Here is a 13,906-nt window from a genome sequence, read left to right as displayed (position 1 = left end):
ACAAGTCCCTCGTCAGACGAGCCCTTTGCCGGCGTCCGAACCCTTGGCCGCCTGCCGCTTGTTGAGCATGTGGATGGTGCCGAGCGCAAGCGTGATCACCGCGAATGACACTGCCGAGATCACGGTGCCGAGCGCGTAGATGTCGGGGTTGGTCACCGTGGTGGTGAGGCCCTGCAGATCCAGCGGCAATGTATTGACCGCGCCGATCGCCTGGCTGGAGCGCGCGAGCTCGTCCCAGGACAGCGTGAAGCCGAACAGGCCGATGCCGATCACCGAGGGCAGGATGATCGGCAGCACGACGTGTCGGAAGGTCTGCCACGGCGTCGCCCCGAGATCGCGCGCGGCTTCCTCTAGGCGCGGGTCGAATCGGTTGAAGATCGCAAACATGATCAGCAGGCCGAACGGCAGTGTCCAGGTCAGATGTGCGCCCAGCCCCGAGGTGAGCAGGCCCATCGAGGTCTCGAAATTCTCGTTCCAATGCGCCTTGATCAGATCGTCGATGATGCGGAATTCGAGCGAGATGCCGAGCGAGGTGATGATCGAGGGCACGATCAGGCTCGCAATCGCCGAATAGAACAGGATGCTCTGTGCCTTGAATTTTCTGCGGAAAGCCATGCCGGCCGCGACCGACAGCACGACGGTGGCGATCATCACGATCACCCCAAGCAGCAGCGAGCGGCGGAAGGCTGCGCCGAGATCGACGATGCCGGTGCCCTGGAACAGTTTTGCGATCCAGAAGGTCGACACGCCGTTCATCGGGAAGGTGAGGCCCCCTTGCGGTCCCTGGAACGACAGCACGTAGATCGCGATCATTGGCCCATAGAGAAACAGCACATAGGCCGCGAAGAAGATCGCGAGCACGTAGAAAGAGCGCGGACGTCCTTCCTTCATGCGTTAGAGCTCCTTCTTGATGTCGACGATGCGCGACATCATGGTGATGATCAGGAAGGTGATCGCGAGCAGGATCACGGCGTTGGCCGCGGCGGCGGGAAATTGCAGCGCATTCACCCGCGTCTCGATGATCTTGCCGGCCGCCGCGATCTGCTGGCCGCCCATCACGCCGATGGTGATGAAGTCGCCCATCACGATGGTGATGACGAAGATCGAGCCGATCACGATGCCGGGCTTCGCCAGCGGGATGATGACGTTGACGAGGGTCTGGAAGCCGGTGGCGCCGGCGTCATAGGCCGCCTCGATCAGAGACTTGTCGATGCGCACCATCGAGTTGAAGATCGGCACCACCATGAAGAAGGTGAAGAGGTGCACCAGCGCCAGCACCACGGAGAATTCGGAGAACAGGAGCCATTCCAAGGGATGGTTGATCAGTCCCGTCTTCATCAGGCCGGAGTTCACGAGGCCGTTGCGTCCGAGCAACGGGATCCAGGCGATCATGCGGATCACGTTGGAGGTCCAGAACGGGATCGTGCAGAGCAGCGACAAGCCCATCTGCCAGGTCTTGGACTTGACGTGGAAGGCGAGGAAGTAGGCGACCCAGAAGCCGAGGAAGAGGGTGATGGCCCAGACCATGAAGCAGAGCTTCAGCGTCATCACATAGGTCTTGCCGATCGTGCAGAGGTCGGGAAGCTGCGCGATGCAGCCCTCGAACGTATCGGTGTAGCCGCGGCCGGAGAAAGCCGGCAGCAGCTGATATTCGTTGTAGTCCCAGAACGAGACGATGACGACGAAGACGAGCGGAATGAGGAAGAAGGCGAGAAACACCAGCATCATCGGCCCGGCCTGGAGCCAGGAGATGAATGACGGCGACAGGCGCGTCGGCTTTGCGGCGCGCGCTGTGCCCGACCCCGGGAGCAAGCCCGGGGTAGCCTCTTGCAGGACTTCTTCCGACATGTCCATTACGCCGCGATGAACTCGTTCCACTTGCGGACCATGTAGTCGTTCTCGTCCATCACGGCGTTCCAGCAGGCGACCGCACCCATGCGGTCTTCGTAGGAGCCGCCGTCGCGCACCGCGCCGGCCTTTTCCAAGAGCGAGCCGTCGGGCGCCTTGATGTCCTTCTCGGCCGGCTTGCCTTCCATCCAGTACGCCCACTCGTAGGGCTCCATGTGTGCCTTCGCGGTGGAAAGCACTGCGGAGTAATAGCCCTGGCGGTTGAGATAGGCGCCGGCGTAGCCGGACAGGAACCAGTTGACGAATTCGTAGGCCCAGTCGAGCTTCGCGCCCGACACGCCCTTGGAGACGCAGAAGCCGGAGGCCCAGGAGCGGTAGCCTTCCTTGAGCGGTTGGAAGGTGCAGGGGATGCCCATCGAGCGGACCTTGGTGACGGCCGGCGACCACATCGACTGGATGACGGTTTCGCCCGAAGCCATCAGGTTGACGCTCTCATTGAAGTCCTTCCAGAAGGCGCGGAACTGGCCGGCTTTCTTGGCCTCGGTCATCACCTTCATGGTGAGATCGATCTCCTCCTTGGTCATGTTGCCCTTGTCGGCATATTTGTACTTGCCGGAGGCTTCCACGACCATGGCGGCATCCATGATGCCGATCGAGGGGATATTGAGGATCGAGGCCTTGCCTTTGAATTCGGGATTGAGCAGCTCGGACCAGGAGCTGATCGGCCGCTTGATCAGGTCGGGGCGGATGCCGAGCGTGTCGGCGTTGTAGACGGTCGGGATCAGCGTCACGAATTCGGTCGCCGACGTCGCGAACTTCTTGGAGTCCTTGCCTTCCAGATAGAGCACCTTCCAGGGTGCCGTGCCCTGGCCGCCGATCTTCTTGCCGCCGGGCGTCTCGCCTTTGGTGAAGACGGGCGTGATGTTGTCGAACTCCTTGATCTTCTTGGCGTCGAGCGCGAGGATGTTGCCCGACGGCACCAGCTTCTTCAGCGAGAAATATTCGGTATCCAGCACGTCGAAGGAGTTCGGCTGGGTCATCACGCGCTTGGTGACGTCGTCGGTGGTCGCGGTGATGTATTCGATCTTGATACCGGTGTCCTTCAGGCACTGCTTGGAGATGTCGTCGCCTTCGTTCACGGCGGTGCCGAGATAACGCAGCACCTTCGCGTCGGCCGATTTCACGTAGGGAAAGCCGGTGATCGCACCGGAGCCGGCGGCAAGGCCCGCGAGACCCGCGGTGCCCTTGAGTAGCGTGCGGCGGCTGACGCCGGTCGTCCTGGTGGTCTCGCTCATGTCAGTCACTCCTCTGTTGCGCATTCCAGTGATCGATCGGCGCTATTGCAGGCGTTGCGCCTTGGCGGGATCCCAGGTGGCCAGCACGCGATCGCCCGGACGGAACGGGTGGACGTCGAAGGTGGCCTCGGGAACATGGGAAAACAGGGCAGTGCCGTCGTCGAGCGTGAGCGAGACGGCGATATAGGAGCCCTGGTACTCGGTCTGCGTCAGCAGCGCCGGCGCACCGAAGGCGCCGTCGGCCAACGGCACGATGCCGAGCTGATCGGCGCGCACGGCGATGAGATTGCCGGCGTCGCTGATCACGTTGTGGCCGCCGATGAAGCGCGCCACGAATTCGGTGCGCGGATGGTGGAAGATCTCGCGCGCCGTGCCCTGCTGCTCGATCCGGCCGTGATTCATCACAACGATGTGGTCGGCGAGCGCCATCGCCTCTTCCTGGCCGTGGGTGACCTGGATGAAGCTGATCCCGAGCTCGCGCTGCAGCCGCTTCAGCTCGCCGCGCATCTTCACCCGCAGGAAAGGATCGAGCGCCGACAGCGGCTCGTCGAGCAACAGGATCTGCGGCTCGGTGATCAGCGCGCGGGCGAGGGCGACGCGCTGCTGCTGACCGCCGGAGAGCTGCGCCGGCAGACGGCCCGCATATTGGCTCATCGCGACCAGCTCGAGCAATTCACCGGCGCGCTTGTGCCGCGTCGGCTTGTCGATGCCGCGCATCTTCAAAGCGAATGCGACGTTGTCGAGCACGGAGAGGTGCGGAAACAGCGCATAGGACTGGAACATCATCGCGGTGCCGCGCTTGGCGGGCTCGAGGTCGGTGACGTTCTGCGCGCCCAGGATGATGTCGCCCGCGCTGACCGCCTCGTGGCCGGCGATCATGCGCAGGGTCGAGGTCTTGCCGCAGCCGGAGGGGCCGAGCAGGCAGCAATAGGTGCCGGCCGGAATCTTCAGATTGACGTTATCGACCGCCAGCGTGGTGTCGTAGCGCTTGGTGACGGCGACCAGTTCGAGAGCGGCGGGAGTGGCCATGGCGTGTCCGAGGAGGGGCGATGCGTCTCGCCTCTCTCCGCAAGGTCCGTGCCAACAGCCCGCGGCTGTGCGAATTTCCAAAACTGTGCAGCGGAGTCAGATCGTTAGGTCAGTTCCGGCCCCCGGTTGGCTGGCCACCACCTGCGCAGTCATCTGCACACAAAACGGGCGAAGATTGTATAAAGTTTCGCCTGTGATTGGATACAGCTCGTCGACTAACATTCGAGGCCGAACGCCTGTCGATCGAGCTCCCGCCCCCCATGGCCGCCAAGACCCGCCAAAAACCCGATGCGCCAGATGCGAGCGATCGCGTCAGCCGTATCCGGGAGGGCGTGACCGCGGCGATCCTCGAACATCGCCTGCTGCCCGGCACCAAGCTCGGTGAGGACGAGATCGGCGAGATCTACGGCGCGAGCCGTACGCTGGTGCGCACCGCGCTGCAGCAGCTCGCACATGAGGGCATCGTCAACATCGAGAAGAACCGCGGCGCCTTCGTCGCGCGGCCGACGCCCGCCGATGCCCGCGAAGTGTTCGAGGCGCGCCGCCTGATCGAGCCTACCATCGTGGATCGCGCGATCGATGCGGTTTCGCCGGCCTGGCTCGATCGCCTCGGCCAGCATCTTGCCGAGGAGCGCGAAGCGGAATTGCGCGGCGATGCGCGCGCCTCGGTGCGGCTCTCCGGCGAGTTTCATCGCCTCGTCGCCGAGATGAGCGGCCACGGCATCTATCTCGGCTTCCTGAAGGAGCTGATCGCGCGCTCCTCGCTCATCATCCTGCTCTACCGCCGCCACGACACGCCGGCCTGCGGCACCGATCATCACGCGGGAATCGTCGCTGCGATCCGCAAGCGCGACAAGGCGCGCGCGGGGGCCTTGATGCTGTCGCATCTGAACGAGATCGAGGCGGAGCTGTTCCTGAAGGATCCCGCGGCCGACGAGTTGCGGCTGGCGGATGTGCTCGGCGCCTGACCGGTACCGCGCGGGGTTGCGGTCGCGCTCGCGACGCCGCATCAGCGGCTGAGTTCGCTTTCAGCGGCGAGCTGGCCGTCAGGCGTGATTTCGTATTCGCCGTCGTGCTTGGTCATCCATCCTGACCTGACCATCTCTCGTGCAAGCTGTATGGAGCAGATCGGATGATTGCCTCCCGGGTGATACAGCCTGTCATTGCGGACGAGCAGGTGCCCGTACAACTGAGCCTGACGCAGCGCCCTGCGCATTCCGGGTGATGGAGTTTTCATGCGGTTTCATGCGCGAGCACGATGAAGGTTCCTAATCGATGAGGTGAGCACGGTCACGTTCCGCTCGCCGGCCGCCGACAGGAACCCTGATCGTACCACATCGTTTGTTCTTCCGAGGAGAACTGCCATGAACGTACGGGACGAGCACACCCGATCGCCTTGGATGGATATCTCGGTCGCAGACGCGCCGGCGCTATCCGGGACCGTGGGAGCGGACCTCGCCGTTGTCGGCTCAGGAATTTCCGGATTATCGGTCGCCTATGAGCTTGCCAGCCACGGACGTTCGGTCGTGGTGCTGGACCGCGGCGGCATCGGCAGCGGGATGACGGCGCGTACCACCGCACACCTGGCGACGGCGCTCGACGACGGTTACGACGAGTTGTTGAGGGTGCGAGGCCCCGACTGTGCCCGCCACTACTATCAGAGCGTTGTGACCGCGATCGATCGCGCCGAGGCCATTCAGCGCATCGAGCACATCGATTGCGATTTTCAACGCGTCGACGGTTACTGGGTGCAGGCGCCCGAAACGCCAGCATCCGAGCTGGACGAGGAATTGGATTGCTGTCTCAGGCTGGGGATTCCCGTCGAAAACTACGTCGAGCCGACCCCGTTCCATGCCAACGGCCAGATGCGTTCGCTGCGTTTTCCGCGCCAGGCGCGCCTGCACCCGACCAAATATCTCGCTGGTCTCGCGAGCGCACTGGAGCGCCGGGGCGCCAGGCTCTACGCCGACACCTGTGTCGAGAGCATCCGTCAACGCCAAGGCGACATGGTCGTGACGACCGCCTCAGGCCACGAGGTCCACGCCGCCGACGTGGTGGTCGCGACGAACTCGCCCGTCAATGTGCAGGTCGCGATCCATACCAAGCAGGCGCCTTACCGCACCTATGCGCTCGCCGCGAAGATCGCGGCCGGAGCGCTGGAGGACGCGCTCTATTGGGATACGCTCGATCCGTATCACTATGTCCGACTCCAGCCGTTCTCCACCGACGAGCATCTCGTGATCATCGGCGGCGAAGACCATAAGTCGGGCGAAGCGAACGACGGCGCACAACGCCTTGATGCGCTCGAACGCTGGGCGCGCGAGCGATTGCCGCACCTGCGCGAGGTCACTCACCGGTGGTCCGGCCAGGTGCTGGAGCCGATCGATTTCGCCGGCTTCATCGGCCGCAGTCCCGGCGAAGAGCATCTCTATGTCGTCAGCGGCGATTCAGGGCAGGGGATCACGAACGGGCTCGTTGCCGGCTTGTTGGTGACGGATCTGATCACGATTGGCGCGAGCCCGTGGGAAGAGGTCTACGCTCCGACGCGGAAGATCCACAAGAACATCGGCGAGTTCATCAGCGAGAACATCACGCCGCTGAAGAATTTCGCGGAGTATCTCACCGCGAGTGAGATCGCGAGCGTCGAACATTTGCGGCCGGGCGAGGGGCGCCTCGTCCGCAGCGGCCTGAAGAAGATCGCGGCGTGCCGCGACCGGAACGGGCAATTGCACTTGCATTCGGCAAGCTGCACCCATCTCGGCTGCGTCGTGCACTGGAATTCACTCGAGCAGTGTTGGGATTGCCCGTGTCACGGATCGCAGTTTGCGCCCGACGGCACCGCGCTCAACGGCCCCGCAGTGTCGCCGCTGGGCGAGGCCGACAAGCCCGCCAATCTTGAAGCCGCAGAGTGAGTGGTCATCCCCCCGAAAAAGTTGCGGCCAGCCATTGGGGGATGGCTGGCCGCGCGCGAACCGGTCTGGGACGGGGAGGGGTGGGGATGTGACCGGGCCGCGTAACTCGTTGTCTCGTTCCTACTGATCCTTCGCGCTGGCGGTGGAGACCGCCGGCTTGGTATCGCCCAGCGAGACCCACACGTTGGGATCGCTCTGCGACTGGCGCTTGACGAAGCGGTAGCCGGTCTCCGTCCAGGCGACGACGTTCTCGTTCTGGTTGTCGAGAATGAACTCGCCCTTGTCGGTCTTCACCGTCAGCACCGCGTGGCCTTCGCCCTTCTTGTCGCGCACCACGGTGATGAGAAGGGCCTGGCGCGGCCATCCGGCATCCATCAGCATCTTGCGCTTCAACAGCACGTAGTCTTCACAGTCGCCGTAGCCGTCGGTCGGCAGCGACCACCTCTCGATCACGCCCCAGTGCTCCTGGTCGGTCAAAGGCTTGATGGTCTCGTTGACCCAGCGATTGACCTTGACGAGGTCGCGCCACGCGGCCTGTGACATCACAATGTCGCGCGGCTGCATCGGCGCACCCTGGCACTGGGCAGCATTGTCCGCGCAGAACTCGACCCAGCCGATCGGCGCACGCGTGGTGTCGCCGAGGCTCGCGTAGAGCAGACGGCCTTCGCCGGCCTGCGCTGCCGCGCTGATCCCGAAGAGCATGGCGACAATCGCCAGCCTCTTCCCCTGTCCCTTGAAGTCAAACATTGCGGCCCCCGTTTCTTGTTGGGACCACGTTTGGCACGGAGCTTTTGAGTTGCCGCTAAGTCAACCAAGTCAAGTCGAGACGAATGCAAGTAAAAGGCGCGGCGAATTCGATCTATACTTGAATCGAATTCAAATAAAATTCGATATGACTGCAATTGATTCAAATTTTATCCATTAACGGGGAAACGCCGGCGGAAGCGTTGTTTGCAGGCATCTACAACCCACGCGTTAACCGCGGGGCGGCTTGCCGCGAGACATGAAAAAGGCGGCGTCCGCATCGCGGAGGCCGCCTTCGAGCCTGGAAATGCCGAGGTTTTCGCGTCCTCGCGTTTTACCGCGCGGTAACGCTCTCTTCGAGTGTCTCGGCCGGCTGCTCGTGCATGAACTCCAGCGCAAAGCCGTCTTCGAGGTTTCGGACCACGCGGCCCTGGACCCGGCCGAGCAGAACCGTCGATTTCAGCGGCGGCCGGTTCTCCGCGGCGATGGCCGCGCCCGACAGCGAGAGGTCGATGATGCGGCAGGTCATCTTGGTGCCGTCCTCGAGCGTCAGCACCGCGATCGGGTTGCGCGGCACGATACGGTCGTGACGGCGATCCTCAGGCAGATTGAGGATGTCGCGGTTGGCGAGCCAGGTCAGCTGGGCCGCGAGCTTGTCGCGCTTACGCGGCGTCGCCCCGATCGTCATGGCAAAGCCGTTGTCGATGATGCGGGTGATCTTGCCCTCGACGCGGCCGATATGGTCGAGATAGGCAACCACGCGGTCGCCGACATTGCCGATGCCGGGGGCGAGCAAAGCAAGGCCGCCCGGCGACATGTTGATCACCTGGCAGGGGAATTCCCGGCGGTCCGGCAGCATGTAGCGGCCGAGCAGGTGCACCTTCACCCGCTGGAAGCGCCTGCGCTCCTCGGTGGCAGGAAGAAATTTTTTGTTCGCCAACGCCATTTCCAACACCCGACCCCCCGCCCGGGCGGAGTCCGGCACGACCCTAAAGTGCATAGGGTTAATGCCGCGTTAGGATCGGGCGCGGCGGTAACGGACAGACACAATGCGCTCGAAAAGCCACATCAAGGGCGGGCAGGCCGATACCGTCGCACCCGCGGGCGGCCCCGCTCATGATCGGGCCGGCCGGATCGCCGTCGATCAGGCCGATCAGCGCCATAGCCTGGATGGACCAAAAGCGAAATCCGGGGCCGCTGTCTCCGCATTACGCTGCGCGCCATGCGGGCCACCAGACTACCCGAGTGACTTCACGTAAACCGCATACGGCACGCCGGAGATATCCGGCGCCTCATGCACCTTCTCAAACCCCATGCGCAGATACATCGGCAGCGCAACCGTCATGATCGTCGTCGTATGCAGTGCGATGACCGGGGACTGATCGCGCTCGGCGCGGCGCAGACATTCTTCGGTCAATTGCCGGCCGATGCCCTTGCCGCGCGCGGAAGGATCGACCACCAGCATGCGGATGATTGGCCAGGACGGATCGAAGAATGCCGGCTTCGGCGCTTGTGGGCCGACATAGGCCACGGCGCCGACGATCTGATCGCCGTTTTCGGCAACGATGATCTCGCCGGTCTTGGCAAGTAGCGGCATCTTCGCGACATTGGCCGTAAACAGCGGCCAGTCGGAATAGTCATGCTCGAATTGTGCGAACGCCGCGAGAGCAACGCGCACGATCGCATCCGCATCGTCGGGTATAATCGCGCAGCATCGGCGTGATCCTTGTAGATCCGGATGGAGCTGCGTAATCCGGGGCCGCTGTCCCCGCATCCCGCGTTGCTCCATGCGGGCTACGCGTTGCCGCACCACCTTGGCATGGCCGCGCATCTCACATACGCTTCCCATCAGCCCGCACAACCAATCATAACAAACGGGCAGCGAGGACACACCATGGAGCAAATCCGCGTCTGCACCCACGCAGGGCCGGGCTCGGAGCCCGTCATCAAAACCGTGCCGTGGCCGAAGGTCGGCCGCAAGGCTGCGCTGATCAAGGTCGGCGCCTGCGGGGTCTGCGGCACCGATCTGCATATTCTCAAAGGGCATTGGCCGAAGCCGCTGCCCTGGCCGTTCACGCTCGGCCACGAGCTTGGCGGCGTCATCGTCGAATGCGGCGATGAATTCACCGAGGACTTCATGAGCAAACCGCTCAAGGTCGGCTCAAAAGTAATGATCCCGCCGCTGATGCCGTGCGGACGCTGCTATTACTGCATCCATTATCCACAAACCGCCAACAAATGCCTGACGCCGGTTTATTACGGCCGCTATCTCGGCTTCGACAAGGCGCCGCATCTGTGGGGCGGCTGGGCCGAATATGTCTATGTCGATCTCGACATGTTGCCGGGCACCAAGATCTACAAGCTGCCCGATGACATGTCGCTGCGTTTGGGGGCGCTGTCGGAGCCGCTGACCTCCTGCATCCGCGCCTTCAATCGCGCGACCCGCGCGGGCGGGTTCAGCTGGGGCGACACCGTGGTGATCCAGGGCTCGGGCCCGATCGGCATTCTCGCGGTCGCGGCCGCAAAGGAGATGGGGGCAGGGCGCGTCATCTGCGTCGGCGCGCCGGAGGAGCCGCGGCTCAAGCTCGCCCGCGAATTCGGCGCGGCGGCGACGGTCAACATCGAGGAGCTGAAATCACCGCAGGAGCGCATCGCGCGCGTGCGCGACATCGTCGGCGGCTTCGGCGCCGACCTCGTGATGGACTGCTCGGGACATCCCTCGGCGGGCCCCGAAGGCATCGAGATGTTGCGCGATGGCGGCACCTATGTCGAGATGGGCCAGTTCACCGACGCCGGCTCGATCGAGACCTCCTGGCATCGCATCTGCACCAAGGACCTCAACGTGCTGGGATCCTGGGGCTTCACCGGCAACGACCTGCCGCTCGGCGTCGACATGCTCTATCGCACGCGTGACAAATATCCGTGGCTGAAGATGCAGACGATCTATCCGTTCACGGAATCGGGCGTCGCGCAGGCGGTGAAGGACGCGATGGCGATGAAGACGGTGAAGTCGACCATCGTGCCGTGGCCGGAGCTGGTGGAATAGGCGATGCCGTTCATCCCGCCCGATCTCGCGGCATTCCTGGTCGAGGCCAAGCGACGCACTTATGCGGGCCTCGACGACGACGCGACCGTCGCCACGCCCCTGCTCACCGGCTCGAAGCAGCTCGCGCACCGCGCGCCATCGGTTTCACGGCATCGAGACGATTGCGCGGCACGATGGTACACCGCTTTATGAGCTGCGTTATGGTGGCGGCCTGCTGCGATAGCTAAATCCGTAGCCCGGGATGGAGCGCAGCGTAATCCGGGGACGCCGGTCCCGCATTCCGCTTTGCTCCATGCGGGCTACAAGTCGGAGCCTGGAACGAGTGACGAAATGACCGACGAAAAGACACCCGAACCGGCCCGGCGCTCACCCTTCAACTCCATCCGCGCAATCGACTACACCGTCATCTTCGTGCGCGACATGGCCGCGATGCGGCGCTTCTACGAGGACGTCCTCGCCTTTCCGCTCTCGCGCGAGCTGTCGCCGAACTGGATCGAATACGGCCTCGGCAGCAACACGCTGGCGCTGGCAAGACCGAGCCGCACCGCCGCCGATGCGCCGATTCCGGCGGGCAGCGCCTCGCTGCAGCTGGCCTTTAGGGTTTCCGTGGCCGAGGTCGATCAATGCGCCAATGAACTCGCGCGGCATGGCGTGGCGCTGCTGTCGCCACCGACGAACCAGTCTTTCGGCCACCGCACGCTGTTCTTTCGCGATCCCGACGGCAATCTTCTGGAGGTCTATGCGGAGATATGAGGACGTTGGTCTGACTTCACCCTCTCCCCTTGTGGGCCCCCTTGTGGGAGAGGGTGGCTCGCCGCAAAGCGGCGAGACGGGTAAGGCATATCTCTCCGCGCCTGAGCCTCTTTCGGTCGTTGTTCCCAGAGATACCCCTCATCCCGCGCCACAGCCGAAGCTTCGCTTCGGCGTTCTCAGGAACGGCGGCCGAAGGCCGCCTATCCCACCTTCTTCCACAAAGGGAGAAGGAAGAGCGCAGTTGGGGCGCCCTTCGCCCAAAAAGTTCCACCAGGAATTCGCAAGTTATTCACGTCGAGGTGAAACTTAGGCCCCAGTTCCGGCTTTCAGTTCGCGGGAGAGGTATCGTGAAGCGAATCCTGAAACCCGTCACTTACATCCTGGCTGCGGTCTACCTCCTGGTGGATGCGGTCTTCATGGCCGTGGCACGGCCCATCGCCCGCTGGATTGGGCGGCATTTCGAATTCCGGCGGTTGCGCGACTGGATCAGGGCGCTTCCGCCTTATCCGTCACTCGCCTTGTTTTCCGTGCCCGTCATCATTCTCGAACCGATCAAACCGGTCGCTGCCTACCTCGCTGCAACGGGGCAGTTCGTGACCGGTGCGGTGACTTTCATCGTCGGCGAGCTGCTCAAGCTCGTGCTGGTGGAGCGCCTGTTCCATCTCACGCGGGACAAGCTGATGCGGATTCCGGCCTTCGCCTGGACCTACGGGAAGGTCGCGGCGATGAAGGCGTGGCTGCAGGCGACCGAAGCCTGGCGCGCCGTCCGAGCCTTGGCCCGCGCTGCCAAGGACACTGTTGCGCGGGCAAAAGCCAAGCTGGTCGGCAGCTTCAGCAGGCTGGAGACCTCGAGGGACTAGACCAGAGACAACGGCGTTGCTCGCTAGGCGAGCTTGCGCGCAGCGGCGGTCGCCGTGTCGCCCGTATTTGGCGTGCCGGTCGGTTCGATCAGCATGAGATGAACCTCCTCGCGGGCCACTGGGCGATGCTCGACGCCTTTGGGCACGACATAGAGCTCGCCCGGACCGAGCGTCACCGTGCGATCCCGCATTTCGATGATGGCCCTTCAGGACCAGGAAGAAATCGTCGGTGTCGTCGTGCTTGTGCCAGGTGAACTCGCCCTTCACCTTCACCACCATCACGTCGCAATCGTTGAAGGTCGTGATTGTGCGCGGCGACCAATAATCCCCAAAGGTCGCCAGTTTGTCGGCAAGCGATATGCTGTCGGCCATGTTTCACCCGTTGCTCGCGCTTGGGGCACGATTTGGGGGCGCGTTGCGGGCGCGACAAGGCCGTACGCGTTCATCGGTCGATCCTGCCCTGTGGCGTGGATTCGGAGATCTCACGGCAGCCGGCTTCTATTTGACGTATCCGGACAACATCGCCTGCGCCCATTCCGGGCGGTTGTTGGCGAGCGCGCGTGCCGAGGCGGCCTCCCAGTCGTATTCGAGGGCGAGAAGTTCGACTTGCCAGCCCCTTTTTCCCTTCGTGATGATCGCATACCGGGCGTGAGGCGAGCGGTGTTCCAGTTTCGCGGCAAAGGGAATGTCCGCGAAGACCGGGCATCCGACGCTCCCGGGATTGAGGACCAGACACTCGCGCGGACCGTGAATGACGGCTTGGCGGTGGCTATGGCCACACAGCACCACGCGCGCCGTCGGCTCGCTCGCAAGGCGCGTCGCCAGAACTTCGCGGCGTGCCGGCACAAAGCGGCCGTCGTCGAGCGTTTCCTCCAGCAGGCACGCCGTATCGTCTTCGGGCGTGCCATGGCAGGCCAGGATCCCATCGTCCAGCCGAATTTGGGAAGGCAGGCTGTGGAGCGCGCGCCGTTGCTCCGCAGTCAGTGCGCGACGCGCAAACAGGCCTGCCGGCGAGAGCTTGTCGTCCGGAAACTCCTCAATCCAGCGATCATGGTTTCCGCGCACGGTCGGCAACGCCAGCGACTGGAGGGCTTCGAAGGTTTCTCTCGGCCACAGCGGGCTGGTGACGCAATCGCCGAGGTTGACCGTACGGTCGACGCCCCGCGCCTTGATGTCGGCCAGCACCGCCTCAAGCGCAGCAAGATTGCCGTGGATATCGGAAATGACTGCCAACCGCATCGTCGTGCTCCCTATTCTGTTTTATCTGAACTTAGCTCTGCCGGGTCGCAGGACTCATCTAGCAGGCTGTTGAAGAACTCAGCCGCGTTCGCAAACGAAGGCTGAATCGTCGCCATTGTGGATGTAGAAGTGGCCGACGAGCCTGCCCGCAGTGCCGATCATAGCCCATCCGCGACCGCA

Annotated in this window: 15 protein-coding genes and 1 pseudogene; 6 read left to right on the top strand and 10 right to left on the bottom strand. The window is 63.5% G+C overall.

The features are described 5' to 3' along the window. Window positions 1-12: 12 nt before the first annotated feature. The 4 genes from EAV90_RS32615 to EAV90_RS32600 are packed head-to-tail and all read right to left on the bottom strand — an operon-like array spanning window position 13 to window position 4,172. Complete coding sequence (locus EAV90_RS32615) at window positions 13-891, bottom strand: ABC transporter permease (protein WP_129145780.1); 879 nt, start codon at window positions 889-891, stop codon at window positions 13-15. Window positions 892-894: 3 nt separating this feature from the next. Then, window positions 895-1,854, bottom strand: a complete 960-nt coding sequence (locus tag EAV90_RS32610; RefSeq protein ID WP_129145779.1) for an ABC transporter permease — start codon at window positions 1,852-1,854, stop codon at window positions 895-897. After that, the gene (locus tag EAV90_RS32605) at window positions 1,854-3,143 is read right to left on the bottom strand and encodes an ABC transporter substrate-binding protein (protein ID WP_162500223.1); all 1,290 of its coding nucleotides are present in this window, start codon (window positions 3,141-3,143) and stop codon (window positions 1,854-1,856) included. The genes EAV90_RS32610 and EAV90_RS32605 overlap by 1 nt, the downstream gene beginning before the upstream one ends. Window positions 3,144-3,185: 42 nt before the next feature. Next, entirely contained in the window at window positions 3,186-4,172 is a 987-nt protein-coding gene (locus tag EAV90_RS32600; protein ID WP_129145778.1) for an ABC transporter ATP-binding protein, read from the bottom strand. A gap of 260 nt (window positions 4,173-4,432) precedes the next feature. Here EAV90_RS32600 and EAV90_RS32595 point away from each other — a divergent pair, with 260 nt between their 5' ends. Then, the gene (locus tag EAV90_RS32595; protein ID WP_129145777.1) at window positions 4,433-5,140 is read left to right on the top strand and encodes a GntR family transcriptional regulator; all 708 of its coding nucleotides are present in this window, start codon (window positions 4,433-4,435) and stop codon (window positions 5,138-5,140) included. A 41-nt stretch (window positions 5,141-5,181) separates the two neighbouring features. Here the strand turns inward: EAV90_RS32595 and EAV90_RS32590 are convergent, their stop codons facing one another. Further along, entirely contained in the window at window positions 5,182-5,409 is a 228-nt protein-coding gene (locus tag EAV90_RS32590; protein WP_122402602.1) for a hypothetical protein, read from the bottom strand. Window positions 5,410-5,536: 127 nt separating this feature from the next. On the opposite strand from EAV90_RS32590, the gene EAV90_RS32585 reads away from it, so the two are divergent. Next, complete coding sequence (locus EAV90_RS32585; protein WP_164937205.1) at window positions 5,537-7,084, top strand: FAD-dependent oxidoreductase; 1,548 nt, start codon at window positions 5,537-5,539, stop codon at window positions 7,082-7,084. A gap of 120 nt (window positions 7,085-7,204) precedes the next feature. On the opposite strand, the gene EAV90_RS32580 is transcribed toward EAV90_RS32585, so the two are convergent. The 3 genes from EAV90_RS32580 to EAV90_RS32570 all read right to left on the bottom strand — a co-directional run bounded on the left by EAV90_RS32580 (window position 7,205) and on the right by EAV90_RS32570 (window position 9,659). Beyond that, entirely contained in the window at window positions 7,205-7,831 is a 627-nt protein-coding gene (locus EAV90_RS32580) for a transglutaminase-like cysteine peptidase (RefSeq protein WP_122402604.1), read from the bottom strand. A 331-nt stretch (window positions 7,832-8,162) separates the two neighbouring features. Continuing rightward, complete coding sequence (locus tag EAV90_RS32575) at window positions 8,163-8,774, bottom strand: PilZ domain-containing protein (RefSeq protein ID WP_122402605.1); 612 nt, start codon at window positions 8,772-8,774, stop codon at window positions 8,163-8,165. Window positions 8,775-9,065: 291 nt separating this feature from the next. Further along, window positions 9,066-9,659 carry a GNAT family N-acetyltransferase gene (locus EAV90_RS32570; protein WP_245509671.1) on the bottom strand — a complete coding sequence of 198 codons (594 nt, stop codon included), beginning with the start codon at window positions 9,657-9,659 and terminating at the stop codon, window positions 9,066-9,068. 63 nt (window positions 9,660-9,722) lie between these two features. Between EAV90_RS32570 and EAV90_RS32565 the strand changes: the two genes are divergently transcribed. From EAV90_RS32565 to EAV90_RS32550, 4 genes are all read left to right on the top strand, one after another. Next, window positions 9,723-10,874 (top strand): zinc-binding dehydrogenase, encoded by a 1,152-nt coding sequence (locus tag EAV90_RS32565; protein ID WP_129145776.1) that lies wholly within the window; start codon window positions 9,723-9,725, stop codon window positions 10,872-10,874. A 3-nt stretch (window positions 10,875-10,877) separates the two neighbouring features. Next, entirely contained in the window at window positions 10,878-11,066 is a 189-nt protein-coding gene (locus EAV90_RS32560) for a hypothetical protein (protein ID WP_245509670.1), read from the top strand. 138 nt (window positions 11,067-11,204) lie between these two features. Continuing rightward, window positions 11,205-11,627 carry a VOC family protein gene (locus EAV90_RS32555; protein ID WP_129145775.1) on the top strand — a complete coding sequence of 141 codons (423 nt, stop codon included), beginning with the start codon at window positions 11,205-11,207 and terminating at the stop codon, window positions 11,625-11,627. Window positions 11,628-11,974: 347 nt separating this feature from the next. Then, the gene (locus tag EAV90_RS32550; protein WP_129145774.1) at window positions 11,975-12,487 is read left to right on the top strand and encodes a hypothetical protein; all 513 of its coding nucleotides are present in this window, start codon (window positions 11,975-11,977) and stop codon (window positions 12,485-12,487) included. Window positions 12,488-12,510: 23 nt separating this feature from the next. Here EAV90_RS32550 and EAV90_RS32545 read toward each other — a convergent pair. Together EAV90_RS32545 and EAV90_RS32540 are read right to left on the bottom strand one after the other, a co-directional pair. Then, window positions 12,511-12,859: pseudogene (locus EAV90_RS32545) on the bottom strand (cupin domain-containing protein). Window positions 12,860-12,985: 126 nt separating this feature from the next. Next, a complete protein-coding gene (locus EAV90_RS32540; protein ID WP_129145773.1) occupies window positions 12,986-13,726 on the bottom strand; it encodes a metallophosphoesterase family protein in 741 nt (246 codons plus the stop codon). Window positions 13,727-13,906: the final 180 nt, after the last annotated feature.

The sequence above is a fragment of the Bradyrhizobium vignae genome, from assembly GCF_004114425.1.
Lineage (GTDB): Bacteria > Pseudomonadota > Alphaproteobacteria > Rhizobiales > Xanthobacteraceae > Bradyrhizobium > Bradyrhizobium vignae.
Note: the sequence above shows the minus strand (reverse complement) of the source record. Positions and strands in the feature narration are given on the sequence as shown.

Bases quoted from the DNA above. Each gene is read 5' to 3' on its own strand.
- EAV90_RS32600 (WP_129145778.1), bottom strand. From the start codon at position 4,172: ATGGCCACTCCCGCCGCTCTCGAACTGGTCGCCGTCACCAAGCGCTAC.
- EAV90_RS32540 (WP_129145773.1), bottom strand. From the start codon at position 13,726: ATGCGGTTGGCAGTCATTTCCGATATCCACGGCAATCTTGCTGCGCTT.
- EAV90_RS32615 (WP_129145780.1), bottom strand. From the start codon at position 891: ATGAAGGAAGGACGTCCGCGCTCTTTCTACGTGCTCGCGATCTTCTTC.
- EAV90_RS32590 (WP_122402602.1), bottom strand. From the start codon at position 5,409: ATGAAAACTCCATCACCCGGAATGCGCAGGGCGCTGCGTCAGGCTCAG.
- EAV90_RS32570 (WP_245509671.1), bottom strand. From the start codon at position 9,659: ATGCGCGGCCATGCCAAGGTGGTGCGGCAACGCGTAGCCCGCATGGAG.
- EAV90_RS32585 (WP_164937205.1), top strand. From the start codon at position 5,537: ATGAACGTACGGGACGAGCACACCCGATCGCCTTGGATGGATATCTCG.
- EAV90_RS32575 (WP_122402605.1), bottom strand. From the start codon at position 8,774: ATGGCGTTGGCGAACAAAAAATTTCTTCCTGCCACCGAGGAGCGCAGG.
- EAV90_RS32605 (WP_162500223.1), bottom strand. From the start codon at position 3,143: ATGAGCGAGACCACCAGGACGACCGGCGTCAGCCGCCGCACGCTACTC.
- EAV90_RS32565 (WP_129145776.1), top strand. From the start codon at position 9,723: ATGGAGCAAATCCGCGTCTGCACCCACGCAGGGCCGGGCTCGGAGCCC.
- EAV90_RS32595 (WP_129145777.1), top strand. From the start codon at position 4,433: ATGGCCGCCAAGACCCGCCAAAAACCCGATGCGCCAGATGCGAGCGAT.
- EAV90_RS32560 (WP_245509670.1), top strand. From the start codon at position 10,878: ATGCCGTTCATCCCGCCCGATCTCGCGGCATTCCTGGTCGAGGCCAAG.
- EAV90_RS32555 (WP_129145775.1), top strand. From the start codon at position 11,205: ATGACCGACGAAAAGACACCCGAACCGGCCCGGCGCTCACCCTTCAAC.
- EAV90_RS32610 (WP_129145779.1), bottom strand. From the start codon at position 1,854: ATGGACATGTCGGAAGAAGTCCTGCAAGAGGCTACCCCGGGCTTGCTC.
- EAV90_RS32580 (WP_122402604.1), bottom strand. From the start codon at position 7,831: ATGTTTGACTTCAAGGGACAGGGGAAGAGGCTGGCGATTGTCGCCATG.